The sequence below is a fragment of the Clostridium magnum DSM 2767 genome, from assembly GCF_001623875.1.
In the GTDB taxonomy this organism is placed as follows: Bacteria; Bacillota; Clostridia; order Clostridiales; family Clostridiaceae; genus Clostridium_AM; species Clostridium_AM magnum.
Window position 1 is genome coordinate 1,302,173 of record NZ_LWAE01000001.1, and the last position, 15,678, is coordinate 1,317,850.

General features: G+C 32.6%; 22 protein-coding genes. 15 read left to right on the plus strand and 7 right to left on the minus strand.

Features of this window, described 5'->3' with window-relative positions:
• Positions 1-400: 400 nt before the first annotated feature.
• The 8 genes from CLMAG_RS06250 to CLMAG_RS06285 all read left to right on the plus strand — a co-directional run bounded on the left by CLMAG_RS06250 (position 401) and on the right by CLMAG_RS06285 (position 6,563).
• On the plus strand, positions 401-814 hold the full coding sequence (locus CLMAG_RS06250) for a SoxR reducing system RseC family protein (protein ID WP_066619471.1): 414 nt from the start codon (positions 401-403) through the stop codon (positions 812-814).
• 23 nt (positions 815-837) lie between these two features.
• Positions 838-2,157 (plus strand): electron transport complex subunit RsxC, encoded by a 1,320-nt coding sequence (gene rsxC / locus CLMAG_RS06255; protein WP_066619478.1) that lies wholly within the window; start codon positions 838-840, stop codon positions 2,155-2,157.
• A 14-nt stretch (positions 2,158-2,171) separates the two neighbouring features.
• Complete coding sequence (locus CLMAG_RS06260; protein WP_066619480.1) at positions 2,172-3,179, plus strand: RnfABCDGE type electron transport complex subunit D; 1,008 nt, start codon at positions 2,172-2,174, stop codon at positions 3,177-3,179.
• A 6-nt stretch (positions 3,180-3,185) separates the two neighbouring features.
• Positions 3,186-3,749 carry an RnfABCDGE type electron transport complex subunit G gene (locus CLMAG_RS06265; RefSeq protein WP_066619484.1) on the plus strand — a complete coding sequence of 188 codons (564 nt, stop codon included), beginning with the start codon at positions 3,186-3,188 and terminating at the stop codon, positions 3,747-3,749.
• Between the two features lies 1 nt (position 3,750).
• Positions 3,751-4,374 carry an electron transport complex subunit RsxE gene (rsxE, locus tag CLMAG_RS06270; RefSeq protein WP_066619486.1) on the plus strand — a complete coding sequence of 208 codons (624 nt, stop codon included), beginning with the start codon at positions 3,751-3,753 and terminating at the stop codon, positions 4,372-4,374.
• Positions 4,374-4,955 carry an electron transport complex protein RnfA gene (locus CLMAG_RS06275; RefSeq protein WP_066619488.1) on the plus strand — a complete coding sequence of 194 codons (582 nt, stop codon included), beginning with the start codon at positions 4,374-4,376 and terminating at the stop codon, positions 4,953-4,955. The genes rsxE and CLMAG_RS06275 overlap by 1 nt, the downstream gene beginning before the upstream one ends.
• Before the next feature lie 15 nt (positions 4,956-4,970).
• On the plus strand, positions 4,971-5,831 hold the full coding sequence (gene rnfB, locus CLMAG_RS06280) for an RnfABCDGE type electron transport complex subunit B (protein WP_066619490.1): 861 nt from the start codon (positions 4,971-4,973) through the stop codon (positions 5,829-5,831).
• 390 nt (positions 5,832-6,221) lie between these two features.
• Positions 6,222-6,563: a zinc ribbon domain-containing protein YjdM gene (locus tag CLMAG_RS06285; protein ID WP_066619493.1), complete on the plus strand. Its 342-nt coding sequence runs from the start codon at positions 6,222-6,224 to the stop codon at positions 6,561-6,563.
• Positions 6,564-6,756: 193 nt separating this feature from the next.
• On the opposite strand, the gene CLMAG_RS06290 is transcribed toward CLMAG_RS06285, so the two are convergent.
• From CLMAG_RS06290 to CLMAG_RS06300, 3 genes are all read right to left on the minus strand, one after another.
• Positions 6,757-7,281, minus strand: a complete 525-nt coding sequence (locus CLMAG_RS06290) for a Gx transporter family protein (RefSeq protein ID WP_066619496.1) — start codon at positions 7,279-7,281, stop codon at positions 6,757-6,759.
• A 50-nt stretch (positions 7,282-7,331) separates the two neighbouring features.
• Positions 7,332-7,715, minus strand: coding sequence for a NusG domain II-containing protein (locus tag CLMAG_RS06295; RefSeq protein ID WP_066619498.1), 384 nt, complete (start codon positions 7,713-7,715; stop codon positions 7,332-7,334).
• Positions 7,716-7,855: 140 nt separating this feature from the next.
• Positions 7,856-8,644, minus strand: a complete 789-nt coding sequence (locus tag CLMAG_RS06300) for a class I SAM-dependent methyltransferase (RefSeq protein ID WP_066619500.1) — start codon at positions 8,642-8,644, stop codon at positions 7,856-7,858.
• Positions 8,645-8,761: 117 nt separating this feature from the next.
• Here CLMAG_RS06300 and cax point away from each other — a divergent pair, with 117 nt between their 5' ends.
• The 3 genes from cax (at position 8,762) to CLMAG_RS06315 (ending at position 11,269) form a co-directional block, all read left to right on the plus strand.
• The gene (gene cax / locus CLMAG_RS06305) at positions 8,762-9,802 is read left to right on the plus strand and encodes a calcium/proton exchanger (protein ID WP_066619503.1); all 1,041 of its coding nucleotides are present in this window, start codon (positions 8,762-8,764) and stop codon (positions 9,800-9,802) included.
• Positions 9,803-10,171: 369 nt separating this feature from the next.
• A complete protein-coding gene (locus CLMAG_RS06310) occupies positions 10,172-10,375 on the plus strand; it encodes a cold-shock protein (protein WP_066619506.1) in 204 nt (67 codons plus the stop codon).
• A 252-nt stretch (positions 10,376-10,627) separates the two neighbouring features.
• The gene (locus tag CLMAG_RS06315) at positions 10,628-11,269 is read left to right on the plus strand and encodes a lactate utilization protein (protein ID WP_066619508.1); all 642 of its coding nucleotides are present in this window, start codon (positions 10,628-10,630) and stop codon (positions 11,267-11,269) included.
• 71 nt (positions 11,270-11,340) lie between these two features.
• On the opposite strand, the gene CLMAG_RS06320 is transcribed toward CLMAG_RS06315, so the two are convergent.
• Together CLMAG_RS06320 and CLMAG_RS06325 are read right to left on the minus strand one after the other, a co-directional pair.
• Positions 11,341-12,003: a DUF4397 domain-containing protein gene (locus CLMAG_RS06320; RefSeq protein ID WP_242872938.1), complete on the minus strand. Its 663-nt coding sequence runs from the start codon at positions 12,001-12,003 to the stop codon at positions 11,341-11,343.
• Between the two features lie 144 nt (positions 12,004-12,147).
• A complete protein-coding gene (locus CLMAG_RS06325) occupies positions 12,148-12,627 on the minus strand; it encodes a DUF4883 family protein (protein WP_242872939.1) in 480 nt (159 codons plus the stop codon).
• Positions 12,628-12,727: 100 nt separating this feature from the next.
• Between CLMAG_RS06325 and CLMAG_RS34195 the strand changes: the two genes are divergently transcribed.
• Genes CLMAG_RS34195 through CLMAG_RS06335 form a run of 3 tightly spaced genes read left to right on the plus strand, consistent with a single transcriptional unit; the run spans position 12,728 to position 13,889 of the window.
• A complete protein-coding gene (locus CLMAG_RS34195) occupies positions 12,728-13,204 on the plus strand; it encodes an HAD family hydrolase (RefSeq protein WP_278329818.1) in 477 nt (158 codons plus the stop codon).
• 26 nt (positions 13,205-13,230) lie between these two features.
• Positions 13,231-13,560, plus strand: coding sequence for an HAD-IIB family hydrolase (locus CLMAG_RS34200; protein ID WP_278329819.1), 330 nt, complete (start codon positions 13,231-13,233; stop codon positions 13,558-13,560).
• A gap of 53 nt (positions 13,561-13,613) precedes the next feature.
• Positions 13,614-13,889, plus strand: coding sequence for a metal-sensitive transcriptional regulator (locus tag CLMAG_RS06335; protein ID WP_066619520.1), 276 nt, complete (start codon positions 13,614-13,616; stop codon positions 13,887-13,889).
• Positions 13,890-13,899: 10 nt separating this feature from the next.
• Here CLMAG_RS06335 and CLMAG_RS06340 read toward each other — a convergent pair whose 3' ends face one another.
• Positions 13,900-14,388 (minus strand): threonine/serine exporter family protein, encoded by a 489-nt coding sequence (locus tag CLMAG_RS06340; protein ID WP_066619522.1) that lies wholly within the window; start codon positions 14,386-14,388, stop codon positions 13,900-13,902.
• Positions 14,389-14,391: 3 nt separating this feature from the next.
• Positions 14,392-15,156 carry a threonine/serine exporter family protein gene (locus CLMAG_RS06345; RefSeq protein ID WP_066619524.1) on the minus strand — a complete coding sequence of 255 codons (765 nt, stop codon included), beginning with the start codon at positions 15,154-15,156 and terminating at the stop codon, positions 14,392-14,394.
• A gap of 204 nt (positions 15,157-15,360) precedes the next feature.
• Between CLMAG_RS06345 and CLMAG_RS06350 the strand changes: the two genes are divergently transcribed.
• Complete coding sequence (locus CLMAG_RS06350; protein WP_066619526.1) at positions 15,361-15,597, plus strand: hypothetical protein; 237 nt, start codon at positions 15,361-15,363, stop codon at positions 15,595-15,597.
• Positions 15,598-15,678: the final 81 nt, after the last annotated feature.

The following is a 15,678-nucleotide window of genomic DNA, read 5'->3' on the forward strand; positions in this document are numbered from 1 at the left end:
ACGTATTGTAATTAAATTTTTAACATGTATAATTAAAAATAAAGGTTATGTATTTTGAATCTCAACTTCGATTTATGTCTTTATTGTAAATCACAATGAAAGAATAAGCTGAAAAGTTTGCAAAAAAAAATATTGGTAAAATTAGTTTGTAAATATAATACATTTAACTTGTTTTCAAATAATATTAGTACAAATATTATTTGAAAATATTGATACAGATTGCATATTAAGAATAATACAGTAAAAAAATAAGGTAAAATATTCTATTTTATGACAATACTTATAAATTTGGATTTCTTTGTGTTATAATAACAGTAGATTAAGGAAAAAATTTACATTTATATTGAATTCAATTAATAAATAGTTTAAAAAATGAATAATTTTTAAAGAGGAGATAAGCATGAAAAAAGAAGTTCAAGGTGTTGTTATTGAGACAAATGGAAACATAGCTAAAGTTAAATCAAACAGACATGGTGATTGTAAAAATTGTGGAGCATGTCCTGGTGATAATGCCACTGTTTTAGAAGTTCAAAATCCAGTTGGAGCTAAACCTGGTCAGCGTGTAGTTTTTGAACTTAAAGAAGAAAATATGTTAAAAGCAGCATTTGTTGTTTATATATTACCTATTATTGCAATTTTCTTAGGGTCTATTTGTGGCACATGGGTAGCTGCTAAATTTGGACAATCAGAGAAAATGTTTCAAATAGGTGGTGCTATAATAGCTTTTATTTTATCAGTTTTATATGTAAAAGTTTTTGATAGAGCTACTAATAAAAACAATAAAGCAAAGCCTATCATAACGCGCATTCTATAATTAATAAGAGAGGTGTTGAAAAAATGTCAAAAAGTTTTCGTGGCGGAGTTCATCCAAACGATCGCAAAAGTTATACATCTAGTAAACCGATCGATATAGCCCCGTTGCCAAGTAAAGTTGTTATTCCTGTTAGACAGCATATTGGTGCACCTTGTTCACCGATAGTAAAAAAAGGTGATGAGGTAAAAAAAGGACAGGTAATTGCTAGCAGTGATGCATTTGTTTCATGTAATATTCATGCATCTATTTCAGGGAAAGTAGTAGATGTGGCTGAATATCCTCATGCTGGATTTGGAAAATGTTTAGCGATAGTAATTGAAAACGATGGAAAAGATGAATGGCTAGAAGGACTACCAATTCAACGTGATTGGCAGACATTAAATGCAGATGAATTACGCTCTATTATTCGTGATGCAGGTATAGTTGGAATGGGAGGAGCAACTTTCCCAGTTCATGTTAAACTCGCACCACCAAAGGATAAAAAAATAGATACCTTTATCCTAAATGCAGCTGAATGTGAACCTTACTTAACAGCTGACCATAGATCTATGCTTGAATACTCAGACAAAATTGTAACAGGCGTTAAAATAGTAATGAAACTTTTAGGTGTAGAGATAGGTTATGTAGGAATTGAAGAGAATAAGCCAGACGCAATAAGTGTTATGACAAAAGCTTTTTCAGGAACTAACGTTAAAGTTATTGGCCTACCAACTAAGTATCCACAGGGTGCTGAAAAAATGCTTATTAAAGTTTTAGCTGGTCGTGAAGTCCCATCTGGTGGATTACCTATGGAGGTTGGAGTAGTTGTTCAAAATGTAGGTACAGTTATGGCTATTAGTGATGCAGTAGTAAATGGTATTCCTTTAATACAAAGAGTAACTACTGTTAGTGGTGGAGCCGTTAAAGAACCTAAAAATCTTCTCGTGAGAGTTGGAACAACTTTTGAGGATGCTATTGAATATTGTGGCGGTATTGCAAAAACACCAGAGAAGATTATTTCTGGAGGCCCTATGATGGGATTTGCTCAATCTAACATAAATATTCCTATTATTAAAGGAAGTTCTGGAATATTAGTACTAAGTAAAGAAGATGTTAACTCAGGTAAAGAATCGGCTTGTATCCGTTGTGGTCGCTGTGTTGATGCATGTCCTATGGGACTTAACCCAAGTATGCTAAGTATTCTTGGTGAGCGTGGTTTATATCAGGAAGCTAAAGAAGATTTTAACTTACTAGATTGTGTAGAATGTGGAAGTTGTGTTTACGGATGTCCAGCTAAACGTAATATCGTTCAATATGTTAGGTACTGTAAAGCACAAAATGCAGCACAGGCTGCAAAAAAATAGGAGGTGGTTTGTAAATGGCTGAAACAAAATTTAATAATGACCTTTTGACAGTCTCCACATCACCGCATATTAGATGTGAAGAGTCTGTTTCAAAGATTATGTGGAATGTTAACATAGCATTAGCTCCAGCTGCTCTTTTTGCAGTATATTATTTTGGAATACCGGCGTTAACAACGATTATTGCCAGTGTTCTTGCGGCTATGGCAAGTGAATACTTTGTACAAAAAGTAAGAGGTAAGGATATAACTATTAATGATGGAAGTGCATTTTTAACAGGTTTACTATTAGCAATGTGTTTACCACCATCAGTTCCTATTTATTTGCCAATAGTTGGTTCATTTATAGCAATCGCTATTTCAAAGCATACTATGGGTGGACTTGGCCAAAATATTTTTAATCCAGCTCACGTTGGAAGAGCTGCTCTAATGGCTTCATGGCCAGTTGCTATGACTACTTGGTCACAGATAACTACTAGTGTGGATGTTGTGACTTCAGCAACACCGTTAAATATCGCAAAACAACAAGGTTATGGAAAGTTAATAGAGACATTTGGAAGTGCTCCAGATTTATATAAGGCATTATTTTTAGGAACTCGTAATGGATCTCTTGGAGAAACATCTACAATTTTACTTGTACTTGGTGGATGTTACTTAATTTACAAACGTTATATTAATTGGCAAGTGCCTGTGTTTATGATTGGTACAGTAGGAATTTTAACTTGGGCCTTTGGCGGACTTGTTGGACCAAATCCAACTGGATTGTTTACAGGTGATCCTATATTCCATATGATGGCTGGAGGATTAATAATAGGTGCATTCTTTATGGCTACAGATATGGTAACTATTCCAATTACACGTAAAGGTCAGATTATTTTTGCAATAGGTGCTGGAGCCATTACCGCATTAATAAGATTAAAAGGTGGTTATCCAGAAGGTGTTTGTTATTCAATTCTTTTAATGAACGCGCTTACACCTTTAATCGACCGTGTGTGCACTCCAGTTAAATTTGGGACAAGGAGGTAATTGGGAATGTCAGCAGAACATGTAGAGAAAAAATATAGTATTTTTCAAATAGCCATGAATTTGACAGCTGCCTGTTTCGTATCTGGTGCAATTATTGCAGGAACTTATTATGTAACAGCTCCAGTTGCAGCACAGAAGGCTATTGAGTTAAAAAATGATTCGATGAAGTCATTAGTAAAAGATGCAGAAGGATTTAAGCCTGTTGATGGCAAAAAAGATTGGTATGTAGCTGAGAAAGGTGGCCAACCAATTGCTTATGTAATACCATCAGAAAGCAAAGGTTATGGTGGAGCCATTAAAATGCTTGTGGCAGTTACAAAGGACGGAAAGGTTATTGACTATAGTATAACAGCTCATAACGAAACTCCAGGACTTGGAGACAATGCAGCTAAACCAAAGTTCAGAGATCAGTTTAATGGTAAAACAGCAGAAAAATTAGAAGTTACTAAAAATCCTTCAGAGACTGATAAAATTCAAGCAATGACTGGAGCTACAATTTCCTCAAGAGCGGTAACTAAAGGTGTTAAGGAAGCTGTAGAGCAGTATAATGAATTTGCAGGAGGTAAGTAGAATGAAAGAGTTATGGAATATATATAAGAAAGGAATAATTGCAGAGAACCCAATTTTCGTTCTCGCACTTAGTCTTTGCCCTGCATTAGCAGTTACCTCTAGTGCAATAAATGCTTTGACTATGGGACTATCAGTTATGTTTGTTATAACTATGAATAACTGTGTAGTATCAATAACTAGAAAAGTTGTAAATCCTAAGGTTCGTGTACCAGTTTACATTACCTCTATTGCAACTATCGTTACATTAGTACAATTGCTATTACAAGCATATGCTCCTCTTCTTTATAAAGCATTAGGTATTTATTTAGCACTAATAGTTGTTTTTGCTATAATTCTAGCCCGTGCAGAAGTATTTGCTGCAAAAAATCCTGTAGTACCATCTTTCTTTGATGGACTAGGAATGGGATCAGGCTTTGCAATTGCAATGGTATTAGTAGGGATAATACGTGAACTTTTAGGAGTTGGATCTATATTTGGAGTTCAAATATTAGGATCATGGTACAACCCTGCTTTAATAATGATTTTACCTCCAGGTGGTTTTATAACAATTGGCTTGATGGTTGCTGGTTGGAAAATGGTAGTAGATAATATGGCGAAGCGCCAAGCTGAGAGGGGTGAAGCTTAATGGAACAGTATTTTACTATTTTTATAAGTGCTGTTGTCGTAAATAACTTTGTTTTAACAAGATTCCTAGGATTGTGTATTTTCTTCGGAGTTTCCAAGAATCTAAATGCTTCTATTGGTATGGGTATGGCGGTTACATCAGTAATGACTTTAAGTTCAGCGCTGGCATGGTTAGTACATCATTTTGTGCTTGTAAGATTCCATTTAGAATTCTTAACTACAGCTGTTTTTGTACTTTTAATCGCAAGCTTTGTTCAGCTGTTAGAAATGATTATAAAAAAGCAAGCCCCAGCATTATATAATATGTGGGGAATTTACTTACTATTAATCGCTACAAACTGTGTTGTTTTGGGAGTTCCAGTTATAAATGCTGATTCAGGTTACTCATTTTCGTTGAGTGTTGTGCATGCCATTGGTTCAGGTTTGGGATTTGCATTAGCAATAGTTTTAATGGCAAGCTTAAGAGAAAAATTGAGATTAGCAGATGTACCTAAACCACTACAGGGATTAGGAATTGCATTTATCTTAGCGGGTATGCTAGCATTAGCTTTCCTTGGTTTTTCCGGCATGATTGCAGTGTAGAAAGGAGCTGAGAATATGAATATTCCAATTATGGTTTTAATTGTAATGACCCTTGTAGGTTTAGTATTTGGTTTGGTTTTGGCTTATGCTAATAAACAATTCGCTGTTGAAGTAAATCCACTTATTCATATTGTTGAAGATATATTACCAAAAGGACAATGTGGTGCCTGTGGATATGCAGGTTGTCAGGCTTATGCTGAAGCGGTAGTAATTAATCCAGATGTACCACCTAATCTTTGTATTCCAGGTAAAAAACCAATAGCTGATCAGGTTGCTACATTAACTGGTAAAGCTGCTCCAGAGATGGAACCAAGAATTGCACACGTAAGGTGTTCTGGTGGACATAGTAAAGCAGTTAAAGTTTATAATTATAAAGGCGTAGAGGACTGTCTTGCGGCAAGTTTATTACAAGGAGGACCAAAAGGATGTCAAAATGGATGTCTTGGTTTTGGAACTTGTGTTAAAAACTGTCCATTTGAAGCAATGACAATGAGTGAAGAAGGATTACCGATAATTGATGCTAAGAAGTGTACAGGATGCGGTAAATGTGAAACTGTATGTCCTAAACATGTTATGCAAATGGTACCAATTGGTGCGCCAGTAACTGTAAATTGTAATTCAAAGGATAAAGGTGCAGTGGCAAAGAAGCTTTGTTCTGTTTCCTGTATAGGTTGCGGAATTTGTGCTAAAAATTGTCCGCACGGTGCTGTGAAAGTTGATAATAATTTAGCATCAGTAGATTCACATATTTGTCTTGAAAAATGTACAGAGCCTACTTGTGTAGCTAAATGTCCAACTGGAGCTATAGTTCCAGCAATTGGGGTAGCATCTATAAGTGAAAGTAAAAAAGAGATTGCTGCAAATGCTTCTAAGTGAAGTAAAACTTGAATCAGATGGAGTTTCAAACTCCACCTGATTCTTAGTTGAACGAATCCAGGGGCGTAGCCGCTCTTTACTTCTTTGAGAAGAGGGAGTATTAGAGCGGCTAGCCATCGGATAAAAAAGCTGTAAACCCCTATTAAGATAATATATATGGATATGGTAAAAAAACCTCCTTGTTTGGAGGTTTTTTTCATACCATTATTTAACTAACGACTATTGGCATTAATAAAAAACTATGATAGTATATATGAGCATGTACGAAACACACTATTTGTCTTTTGTAAATTATATCTATATAATGGTCATTGTATAGAGCTGTAAAAAAGAAAATAAAATGATTGTTACATAGTAGAACTAAGAATAATGAATGGAGGAAATGAAATAATGGTTGATTTGCCAAATTGTCCAAAATGTAATTCAGAATATACTTATGAGGATAGAGGCTTTTATGTTTGTCCGGAATGTGCTCATGAATGGAAGTTAGAATCAGAAGCGGAAAGTAATGAAGATGAAAAAGTTATTAAGGATGCAAACGGAAATGTATTAAATGATGGTGATTCTGTAACGGTAATCAAAGACCTGAAAGTAAAAGGAAGTTCATCAGTTATAAAAATAGGGACAAAAGTAAAGAATATACGTTTAGTTGATGGAGATCATAATATTGATTGTAAAATTGAAGGATTCGGAGCCATGCAATTAAAATCTGAATTTGTTAAAAAGGTATAGATAATCAAGTTCCGAAATTAACTTAGCACTGGTATTTCTATGGATATCTATAGGATAATTCTTTTGCACAACTTATAGATTAAGCTAGGCATTAATCCTAGCTTTTTTACGTTAGCACGAATTTATAGTGTATCATGTTTCATATAATTTATAAATATATCTATAAATACCTTCATTAGATAAAGTTCTTGTATTAAGAATGCTTACTTGTGACTTCTTTGAGTATGGGCACTTTATCCAAGTGGGTAGTTAAAAACTTAGTACATAACCCTATAAAGTATCCGGTAAGTACCGCTGATATTAAAAGGATAGGTAGATATATGTATATTCTTAAGTCCTGCACTACAAAGGATGCTACCAAGAGTTGGCCAATATTATGAAATATAGCACCGCATATGCTTACTGTCCATAGGCTCATTGAATTTTTAAAATTTTTATAAAGAATAATCATAACTATATTACTTAAAAGTCCGCCGGCTATGCTGAACATAAATGCAGACATACTCCCCCCAAAGATGGAACCTAAAAGGGTTCTAAGAAGCATGATTAAAAGAGCATCTTTCCAGCCAAGTAATATTAGGGCTGCTAAAGATATAATATTGGCAAGGCCTAATTTTATGCCGGGAAATAAAACAGGTATTTGCGATTCAACAATATATATAACCAGTGCAATGCTCACTAAAAAACTCAAAAATACCATTCTCTTTGTTTTGTTCATTACTTCACCCCGTTGAAAATTTAAAATTATATTTTAGCTATAGATGGCTATTAGCTTGAAATTTGATCATATGATGAGTCTTTACCATTTATCTTAATCATAAGTTTATGGGGAAGACATACAGCTGTTTGGCCAGGTTCAGATAACCAACCGGTTTTAATACAAACTTTATCAGGACAATCAGCGTCTATAAAACGAATTCTCCCAGGCTCAACCTCTATAGTGTTGAAATCTTCATCTTTATATGGAATTCTAATTTGTGATTTTTCCGTTACTTCGTTTAAGTCAATAGTTTTAATGATTTCTCCATCTTGTTTTATTACTGCTATATGGTGAGAATCTTTACTGTATTGCTTATATACAAAGACTCCAATAGCACTAATTATGATTAACCCTATTATTATCATAGCGGCAATTTTATCTCCTTTTTTCATAAATATACTCCTTAAGTTTGCACTTCATAGTTTTGCTAGGCACCAAGTCTTGTAGTTGATTGAATTTGTTACAAGTGAGGTGCTCAAGCTGAATATCTACATATAATTATATCATTTTTAAAGCTCGATAGTATAATCTGTTATAACTTTTCAGATGAAATAATAAATAGTTTAGGAATACCTTTATCTTCAGGTTTTGGACTCTCAAGTTCATCAAATACTTTTATGTAAAATCCATTATTAGCAACAGCAGTTATTATTTCACCTATAGTCCATTTTCTTAGGTGAGCTTTCTGAAATCCCTTTTTTTCTTCCTCTGTTAGATACTCCATGCCTGGAACAAATTTCATATAAGCTACATCTGTTTCTTCAATTTCAGTACTAAAATAATCCCCTGTAACCTTATGTTTTTTGCCTTTTGTAGTAATAAGCTTTGTAGATATGGGATGGAAGTCTTCTATTAAGAAAGTCCCTCCTTTACGCAAAAGCTTAGCTGCCACTTCGAAAAAACGATTTAAGTCTGTAAAGTAATGAAGGATTCCAAGTTCACAGAAGACAATGTCATAGTCTCCTGTTATTTCCTCCTCAGGCATTTTTAATACATCAGATACTATATAATTAATTTTTACATTAGATTCTCTAGCCAAATCCAATGCATATCTTGAATTTTCAAAAGAAAAATCCACTACAGAGACAGTAGCTCCCATTAGTGCTAATGACACAGCCTTAGTACCATTTGAACCTAGAAGATTAGCTATTTTTTTATTGTTAACATCCTTCAAGTACTTACTCAATGTACCAAGTCTTGAAGATGGATCAGACATAACTTTCTTGGAAGCTTCCTTTGGATTACCAAAACGATAGACCCATGCTTCATAAGCCATTTGATTCCATGCGATTTCATTTGCTTTAGTATGTTCCTCTTGCATTTTAAGACCCTCCTGCGTTATTTATAATATAAAAAATACTTATTTTTTGCTAAATAAAATGATAAAATACTTTTGTAGTTATATGCAAATAATAGCATATATGAAAGGGGTAAATAAATGGGTTTTTTAAAATATTTTTTAATTTTTATACCTATAAGTATTGTAGCTGATTTAATGAAAGTTAGCCCTATGTGGCTTTTCTTATTGTCATCTTTAGCCATAATACCATTAGCAGGGGTTATGGGGGAAGCTACAGAAGAAATATCATTTTATTCAGGGCCTCGAATTGGAGGTTTTTTAAATGCTACCTTTGGAAATGCTACTGAACTTATAATATCATTTTTTGCATTAAAGGCAGGATTATTTGATGTTGTTAAAGCGTCTATAGCCGGTTCTGTTATAGGAAACATATTACTTGTACTTGGAGCTAGTATGCTTGTTGGGGGAATTAGATATAAAGTTCAAAAGTTTAATAAAAAGGTGGTAGAAGTCTCTGCTAGTATGCTTCTTTTTGCAGTTATTGGTCTAACTATACCTGCAATATTTACTCACACAATAAAAACTGAAGCACTTACAGCAAGGTATGAATGGCTGAGTATAGGAATAGCTATAGCTATGTTTATAATTTACTTGCTGGGATTGTATTTTTCTTTTTATACCCATAAAGATTTATATGGATCTGAACATCAGGAAAGTGGAGAGGCAAAATGGAGCTTAAAAAAATCAATAACTGTTCTAATATTAGCTACTATAGCGGTTGCACTAGAGAGTGAATTTTTAGTAAGCTCCGTTGAGCCCATGACCCACACACTAGGATTAAGTGAATTTTTTGTTGGTATAATTATTATTCCTATTATAGGTAATGCTGCAGAGCATAGTACAGCGGTTCTTATGGCAGCTAAAAATAAGATGGATGTTGCAGTAGAGATAGCGATAGGATCAAGCTTGCAGATAATCTTATTTGTAGCACCTATACTTATTTTTATAAGCTTATTATTTAAACCAATGAGTATAATATTTAATGAGTTTGAATTAGTTGCAATGATAGTTTCTGTTTTAATAGTAAATAGGGTAGCTAGTGATGGAGAATCTAACTGGCTTGAGGGAGTCCAATTAATAGCAGTTTATATTATAATAGCAATTTCATTCTTAATATAAATCAAATGTATTAATAATGAAATTTTGTAAATAATAAAGCTGTAGTATCATTTATTGGAGATTAATTTAATATGATTCCTATGACTATAAAGAGAAACTTGAGTTACAGGGAGTCTTTGGAAAGAGTTATCGGATGAAGTGTAAACTTGAATCAGATGGGGTTTCAAAAACCACCTGATTCTTAGTTGAACGAATCCAGGGACATAGCCGCTCGCAACGTACAATTTGAAGAAAAGCAGCGAACCAAAATCTCTGATTTTGTGTGAGTCGCTTTCACAGAGTGCGTATGGGAGTATTAGAGCGGATAGTCATCGGATAAATTAATCTTTTAAATAAATGGGGAAATAAATTATTTGGAGGTTTTTACTAATGTTAACAGGTGTAGTAAAATGGTTTAATGATGAAAAAGGATATGGATTTATATCTGGAGAAGATGGAACAGATGTGTTTGTTCATTATTCCGCCATTAAAGAAGAAGGAAAAAGAAAGAATTTAAATGAAGGAGAAAGCGTTAAGTACGATGTAGTTGATGGATCAAAAGGTTTACAAGCATCTAATGTTCAAAAATTATAGTTAAGGTTTGATAGCCTGGTAGAGCTAAAGGTGTATAATCTTATACTTATATTATAAATTTAGAAAATGAAACTTGAATCATATAAGAGTGTGATCAGGTATTCATATAATGAAGGTACTTATGGTTGAATATACTGTAAGTATCTTTATTTTTTTATCCTCAACATGTTAAAGAAATAAAAATAGAGTGCTGATATTATTACTATGTTATAATTATAAATAATTATATTATAAAAGGTAGGGGGAAATGAAATGGATAATAACATTAAGTGGGTTGAAGAACAAAAAATAAAAAGAACTATGGAAAACTTGGAGAAAAACAATATTGAAGCATATTTTGTAGAAGATAACAGTGAACTAATAGAGAAGATAAGTGAATTAGTAAAAGAAGGGGATACTGTATCAGTAGGAGGATCGATGACTCTCTTTGAAACAGGAGTTATTGAATTTTTGAGAAAAGGTGATTTTAATTATCTTGATAGATATGCAGAAGGGTTAAAGGGTGATGACCTTAAAGATATTTATAGAAAAACTTTTTCTGCAGATGCATATTTTGTAAGTAGCAATGCTGTAACTGAAAAAGGTGAATTATATAATGTAGATGGTAATGGTAATAGGGTAGCTGCAATGATTTATGGTCCTGACAATGTGATTGTAATTGTGGGCGTTAATAAAATCGTTAGAGATGTTCAGGAAGCTATTGCAAGAAATAGAGAATATGCAGCACCAGCTAATGCAAAGCGTCTAAATAGAGAAACACCTTGTGCAAAGATTGGATATTGCATGGACTGTAACAGTAAAGAAAGAATTTGTAATGATTATGTACTTATAAGAAGACAGGGACAAAAGGGAAGAATTAAAGTTATTATAGTTGGAAAAGAATTAGGTTATTAATTTAGATATCCACAGCCGAAAGTTGACTTATCCCTCCGAATAAGTCAACTTTCTATTTTGGGTATCTAAAATTAATACTGAGAAGGTCTATACAGCTGTAAATAGCTATTACCATCTAGGGGAATTAGAGCCTGTAAACCAGGAGTCTTTGAAGCATATCCAACAGCATAGATAGTATAGAATTTATTAGGTTGTACTCTAATATTAGGTACAGTTAAAACTACATTAGTAGTACCTGTAGGTCTTGCTTGAATAGTATATGTGCCACCAGCAACAGGAATGTATTGAGTAATTCCTTTATAACCAATGTTACTAAATAATTTGTTTCCGTTTGGTAAGGTAATATCCACATTTGGCGCATCAGGAGATAAATGAACAAATCTTACAGAAGCTTTACCAGGTGATATTGGTCTAAGTGGAGAATCTTCTACAGTTAGTAGACTAATATTCGAAGGTTCCCCTATAGCAGCGACAGTATAAATAGTACCTTCACGTATAAATAAGTTTTGGTCTATAATAGGGTTAACTGTAGTACCTGCAGGAAAAACTTTTATATTATATAGGCCACCACCTTCCAATGGAATATACTGAGAAAATTTTCTGTAGGAAATGTTTCTAAAGGTTGGATCGTTATTCACATATATATCTACAGCTGGTGCATTTGGACTGGCATGAAGGACTCTTACGTAGGATATAAGCTCTGGATTTCTATAAAATAAATTAGATCTTGACATATAAGGGCAAACAAACATCTGTATGTCACCTTTCATAATATTAATAACAATAATAATATATGCTGATAGCGGCGTAATGACACAATAATAATAAAAAACTACAGAATATAGCAGTGTATTTCCGCTGTATTCTGTAGTTTTCCTTTAATTGAATATATATTTAGCAAGACTGTACAGATTTTGAGAGGCAGGTATTCCTGTCATATCTATGTAATCCACTGGAAAACTTCCATCCCAAGGGTAGATAGATAGATATTTTTCATTATAGATATTAATTACAAACTTGTCTTTATCAAAAGTGAGAAATATCTTATAACTTGGTTTTTCAGCAAGGTCTGTAGGCTTGGATATAAAGTTATTTTTATTAAGAGATTTTAACATAGCTTTAATTGTTTCTGCATTTTCTTTGGATAATTCTTTTTCATTATAAAAATTTGTATTTAGGATTATACATTTGTAAGAGGATTCTAAGGTTAAATCTTTTGCTAATATATTTGTATAATAAAAGTTATTTGGTTTTGTTTTTTCAAATTTAATACTGCTGAAATTATAATTGCACCCCACAAATAAAATAGTTATAATTAATAAAGTGTTTAGAAAAAATAGGATTTTTTTCAATTGCATCACCCTAACATAGATTATTCTAAATTACAATATGTTTTAATTTACATTTTTATTACTAAGTGATGCAATTTAATATAAAACAAATTAGGAGGGTTTGAAATTGAAATACAAAGTTATAGCAGTAGACATGGATGGAACATTATTAGATGATGATAAGCATATATCAGATTATAATCTAACAATGATAAGCAAGGCGGTTGACTTAGGGATAAAGTTTGTAATAGCTTCGGGTAGAATACCAGCAGGTTTAAAGTTTTATGAAGCTACAGTTTCTAAAAATCAACCTATGATTTGTTGTAACGGAGCTATAATATTAGATGAAAATAAAAATAATATATATACAAATAGTATTGAAAAAAATAGTGCATTAAAAGTTATAGATGTTTTAAGAGAACAAAAAGATACCTATTATCATTTTTATAGCGAAGGAACAGTTTATGGTGAACAATTTGGATTTGCAATAGAATCAGTCTATAATTTTAACAGAAAATCTGATAGAGATTTAAGAATGGAAATAAGGTTAATAGGTGATGCAAAGGAATATATAAAAATATTGATAAAGATATCAATAAAATAGTAGTTCAAGATAAAGATTTACAATATTTGAATGAATTGAGAAAAAGATTAGATAGCATTCCAGGGGTTGAAACTACAAAATCCAATATTGATAACATTGAAATATGCGGAAAAAATGTAAATAAGGGAAATGGACTTAAGATATTAGCAGCTCATTATGATATTTCTTTGGATGAATGCATAGCTATAGGTAATGATGAAAATGACATAAGTATGATAAAATGTGCTGGATTAGGTGTTGCAGTTAAGAATTCTAGAGACTATATAAAGGAATTTGCAGACTATGTTACTGAAAGAGACAATAATAATGGAGCTATTGGAGAAGTCATTGAAAGATTTCTGTTAAACATCGGATAAATATATATTAATTAGATATAAGATGGTTCAAAAGAATTTAGGAGTGAGAACATATGGAAGAAAAGAAGGTTGTAACAAAAAAGGATATTCAAACTAGGCTTAGAAGGATAGAAGGCCAAATTAAAGGCATTGAAAAAATGGTTGAAAGCGAGGCTTGCTGTAAGGATATTTTGATTCAAGTTGCAGCAGTAAGGGCAGCAATGAATAAAGTGGGGGGGCTCGTTTTAGAAAACTATGCTAAAACTTGTTTGATTTGTGATGACAGCAATAGATCTGAAGAAGAAAAAATAGAGGAATTAGTATCCACTCTTACCATGTTTCTAAAGTAAAAATGAAGTTTCAGGTTAAATATTTGCCTGAAACTTCATTTGTTTTTAGTTCTTTATACTTTATATCCAACATTCTTTTAAAATGAAATAAAGTCTTTGATAGTGATGAAACTAAAAATACTCCTATAGCTATTGTTCCGGCAATAGCAAGAGTCTGAATTCCTAAATTTAGGGACATGGTAACATTTCCTTGTACAGATTGAGACATAGTATAATACATCCCGCTGCCAGGAACAAGGGGGATTACGGAGGATATTACGAAGGTAGTTACAGGAGCTTTAAGTATTCGTGCCATTGTTTCAGAATATATTGCAGCGAAAATAGAAGCAATAAAATAGCAGAGTATACTTGAAGTGTGTATATAATTACTACTAACAAGGTAAATAAACCATGTAAATCCGCCGCCTAAGGAAGCGAATACTAAATTTTTACCTCTTATATTTGCAAGAATACTAAAAGAGAAGGTAGCAATAAGGGTATATAGAGTATTAAGTAGCATATATTAAGCACCTCCTAAAAGAAACCATAATTTCATTGCAACTCCAGTGCCTAAGGCAATAGCAGCAGCTACCAAGAAAGCTTCAATAGAACGGGTAATACCAGAGAGTAATTCGCCGGCTATAGTATCCCTTATAGCATTAGTTATAGAGAGACCTGGAACTAAAAGCATAATTGAGCCTATTATAATCTTATCAGCATGACTACCTATATTTAAATGAACACTTAATAAAGCGATTAGTGCAGCTAAAGCACCACATGTAATATTTATAAAAAACTCATTTGTTTCCACAAAATTTAAAAATATAGAGAGAGTTTTAATCAAAGCTCCTATAAAGAAAGATACAACAAAATCTCTTAAATTGCCACCGAAAACCAAAGCAAAGAAACCAGTTGTTGCTGCTCCACATAGTATATTTATCCTAGTGCTATAAGCTTTTTCTGAATCAATTTTAGATAATTCATTTTCAATAAGTTCTAAGGTGAACCCCTTACACTTTATATTTCTAGAAATATCATTTACTTTTGAGATTTTTTCTAAATTTAAGCTTCTTCTTTTTATTCTCATTACAACAGATATTGTTTGGCCATACTCATTAGAAGCTGAAACTATTATTACAGTAGGAGTTGCGAAAGGCTGGGCATTATTTATATTGTAAGCACTGCATATTCTTACAATAGTTTCTTCAACTCTATAAATCTCCCCACCGCTTTCTAGTATTATTTTGCCAGCACAGGCTGCTATGTTCATTATTCTATTGATATCCATATTCTATTCTCCTCAATAATATGGTGAAATGTATTTATTAAGTTGTTACAAAGCCTATTATATCATATTAATCCAGTGTATTCACAGCATCTTTAAATGAGTATTTCCTTTCAGATGCCTAATATTTTAGAAATAATTAGCATATATATAATTATAAACTATTGTGATTAATAAAATTTGCTAAAGAGGATGGTGGAGTTTTAAATGATAAATAAAGGAAGTTGGATTGAATTAGAGGAATTGATGGATTGTTATGGAGATATGACCGTTAGAATTTATATTAGAGGAAATTGCCTGGATAATTGTGAAGTAGGAGAGGAAACAATGGTGAAAACAATTACGGGGCACATAGTACAGGGAACTGTTTCTAAAAATAGACCTCTCTATAATAAGCCATGCAAATTAGGCAAAGATGCAAAAGAGATACTAATAGTAAGGTGACTAAATAATTAATATAAGAAAAATTAAAAACAATATTAAATGTTAAAGATATGTGAAGTGGAAACTTGAATCAGATGGGGT

Coding starts and splice junctions, on each gene's coding strand:
- CLMAG_RS06250 (WP_066619471.1), top strand. CDS start 401: ATGAAAAAAGAAGTTCAAGGTGTTGTTATTGAGACAAATGGAAACATA.
- rsxC (WP_066619478.1), top strand. CDS start 838: ATGTCAAAAAGTTTTCGTGGCGGAGTTCATCCAAACGATCGCAAAAGT.
- CLMAG_RS06260 (WP_066619480.1), top strand. CDS start 2,172: ATGGCTGAAACAAAATTTAATAATGACCTTTTGACAGTCTCCACATCA.
- CLMAG_RS06265 (WP_066619484.1), top strand. CDS start 3,186: ATGTCAGCAGAACATGTAGAGAAAAAATATAGTATTTTTCAAATAGCC.
- rsxE (WP_066619486.1), top strand. CDS start 3,751: ATGAAAGAGTTATGGAATATATATAAGAAAGGAATAATTGCAGAGAAC.
- CLMAG_RS06275 (WP_066619488.1), top strand. CDS start 4,374: ATGGAACAGTATTTTACTATTTTTATAAGTGCTGTTGTCGTAAATAAC.
- rnfB (WP_066619490.1), top strand. CDS start 4,971: ATGAATATTCCAATTATGGTTTTAATTGTAATGACCCTTGTAGGTTTA.
- CLMAG_RS06285 (WP_066619493.1), top strand. CDS start 6,222: ATGGTTGATTTGCCAAATTGTCCAAAATGTAATTCAGAATATACTTAT.
- CLMAG_RS06290 (WP_066619496.1), bottom strand. CDS start 7,281: ATGAACAAAACAAAGAGAATGGTATTTTTGAGTTTTTTAGTGAGCATT.
- CLMAG_RS06295 (WP_066619498.1), bottom strand. CDS start 7,715: ATGAAAAAAGGAGATAAAATTGCCGCTATGATAATAATAGGGTTAATC.
- CLMAG_RS06300 (WP_066619500.1), bottom strand. CDS start 8,644: ATGCAAGAGGAACATACTAAAGCAAATGAAATCGCATGGAATCAAATG.
- cax (WP_066619503.1), top strand. CDS start 8,762: ATGGGTTTTTTAAAATATTTTTTAATTTTTATACCTATAAGTATTGTA.
- CLMAG_RS06310 (WP_066619506.1), top strand. CDS start 10,172: ATGTTAACAGGTGTAGTAAAATGGTTTAATGATGAAAAAGGATATGGA.
- CLMAG_RS06315 (WP_066619508.1), top strand. CDS start 10,628: ATGGATAATAACATTAAGTGGGTTGAAGAACAAAAAATAAAAAGAACT.
- CLMAG_RS06320 (WP_242872938.1), bottom strand. CDS start 12,003: ATGTCAAGATCTAATTTATTTTATAGAAATCCAGAGCTTATATCCTAC.
- CLMAG_RS06325 (WP_242872939.1), bottom strand. CDS start 12,627: ATGCAATTGAAAAAAATCCTATTTTTTCTAAACACTTTATTAATTATA.
- CLMAG_RS06335 (WP_066619520.1), top strand. CDS start 13,614: ATGGAAGAAAAGAAGGTTGTAACAAAAAAGGATATTCAAACTAGGCTT.
- CLMAG_RS06340 (WP_066619522.1), bottom strand. CDS start 14,388: ATGCTACTTAATACTCTATATACCCTTATTGCTACCTTCTCTTTTAGT.
- CLMAG_RS06345 (WP_066619524.1), bottom strand. CDS start 15,156: ATGGATATCAATAGAATAATGAACATAGCAGCCTGTGCTGGCAAAATA.
- CLMAG_RS06350 (WP_066619526.1), top strand. CDS start 15,361: ATGATAAATAAAGGAAGTTGGATTGAATTAGAGGAATTGATGGATTGT.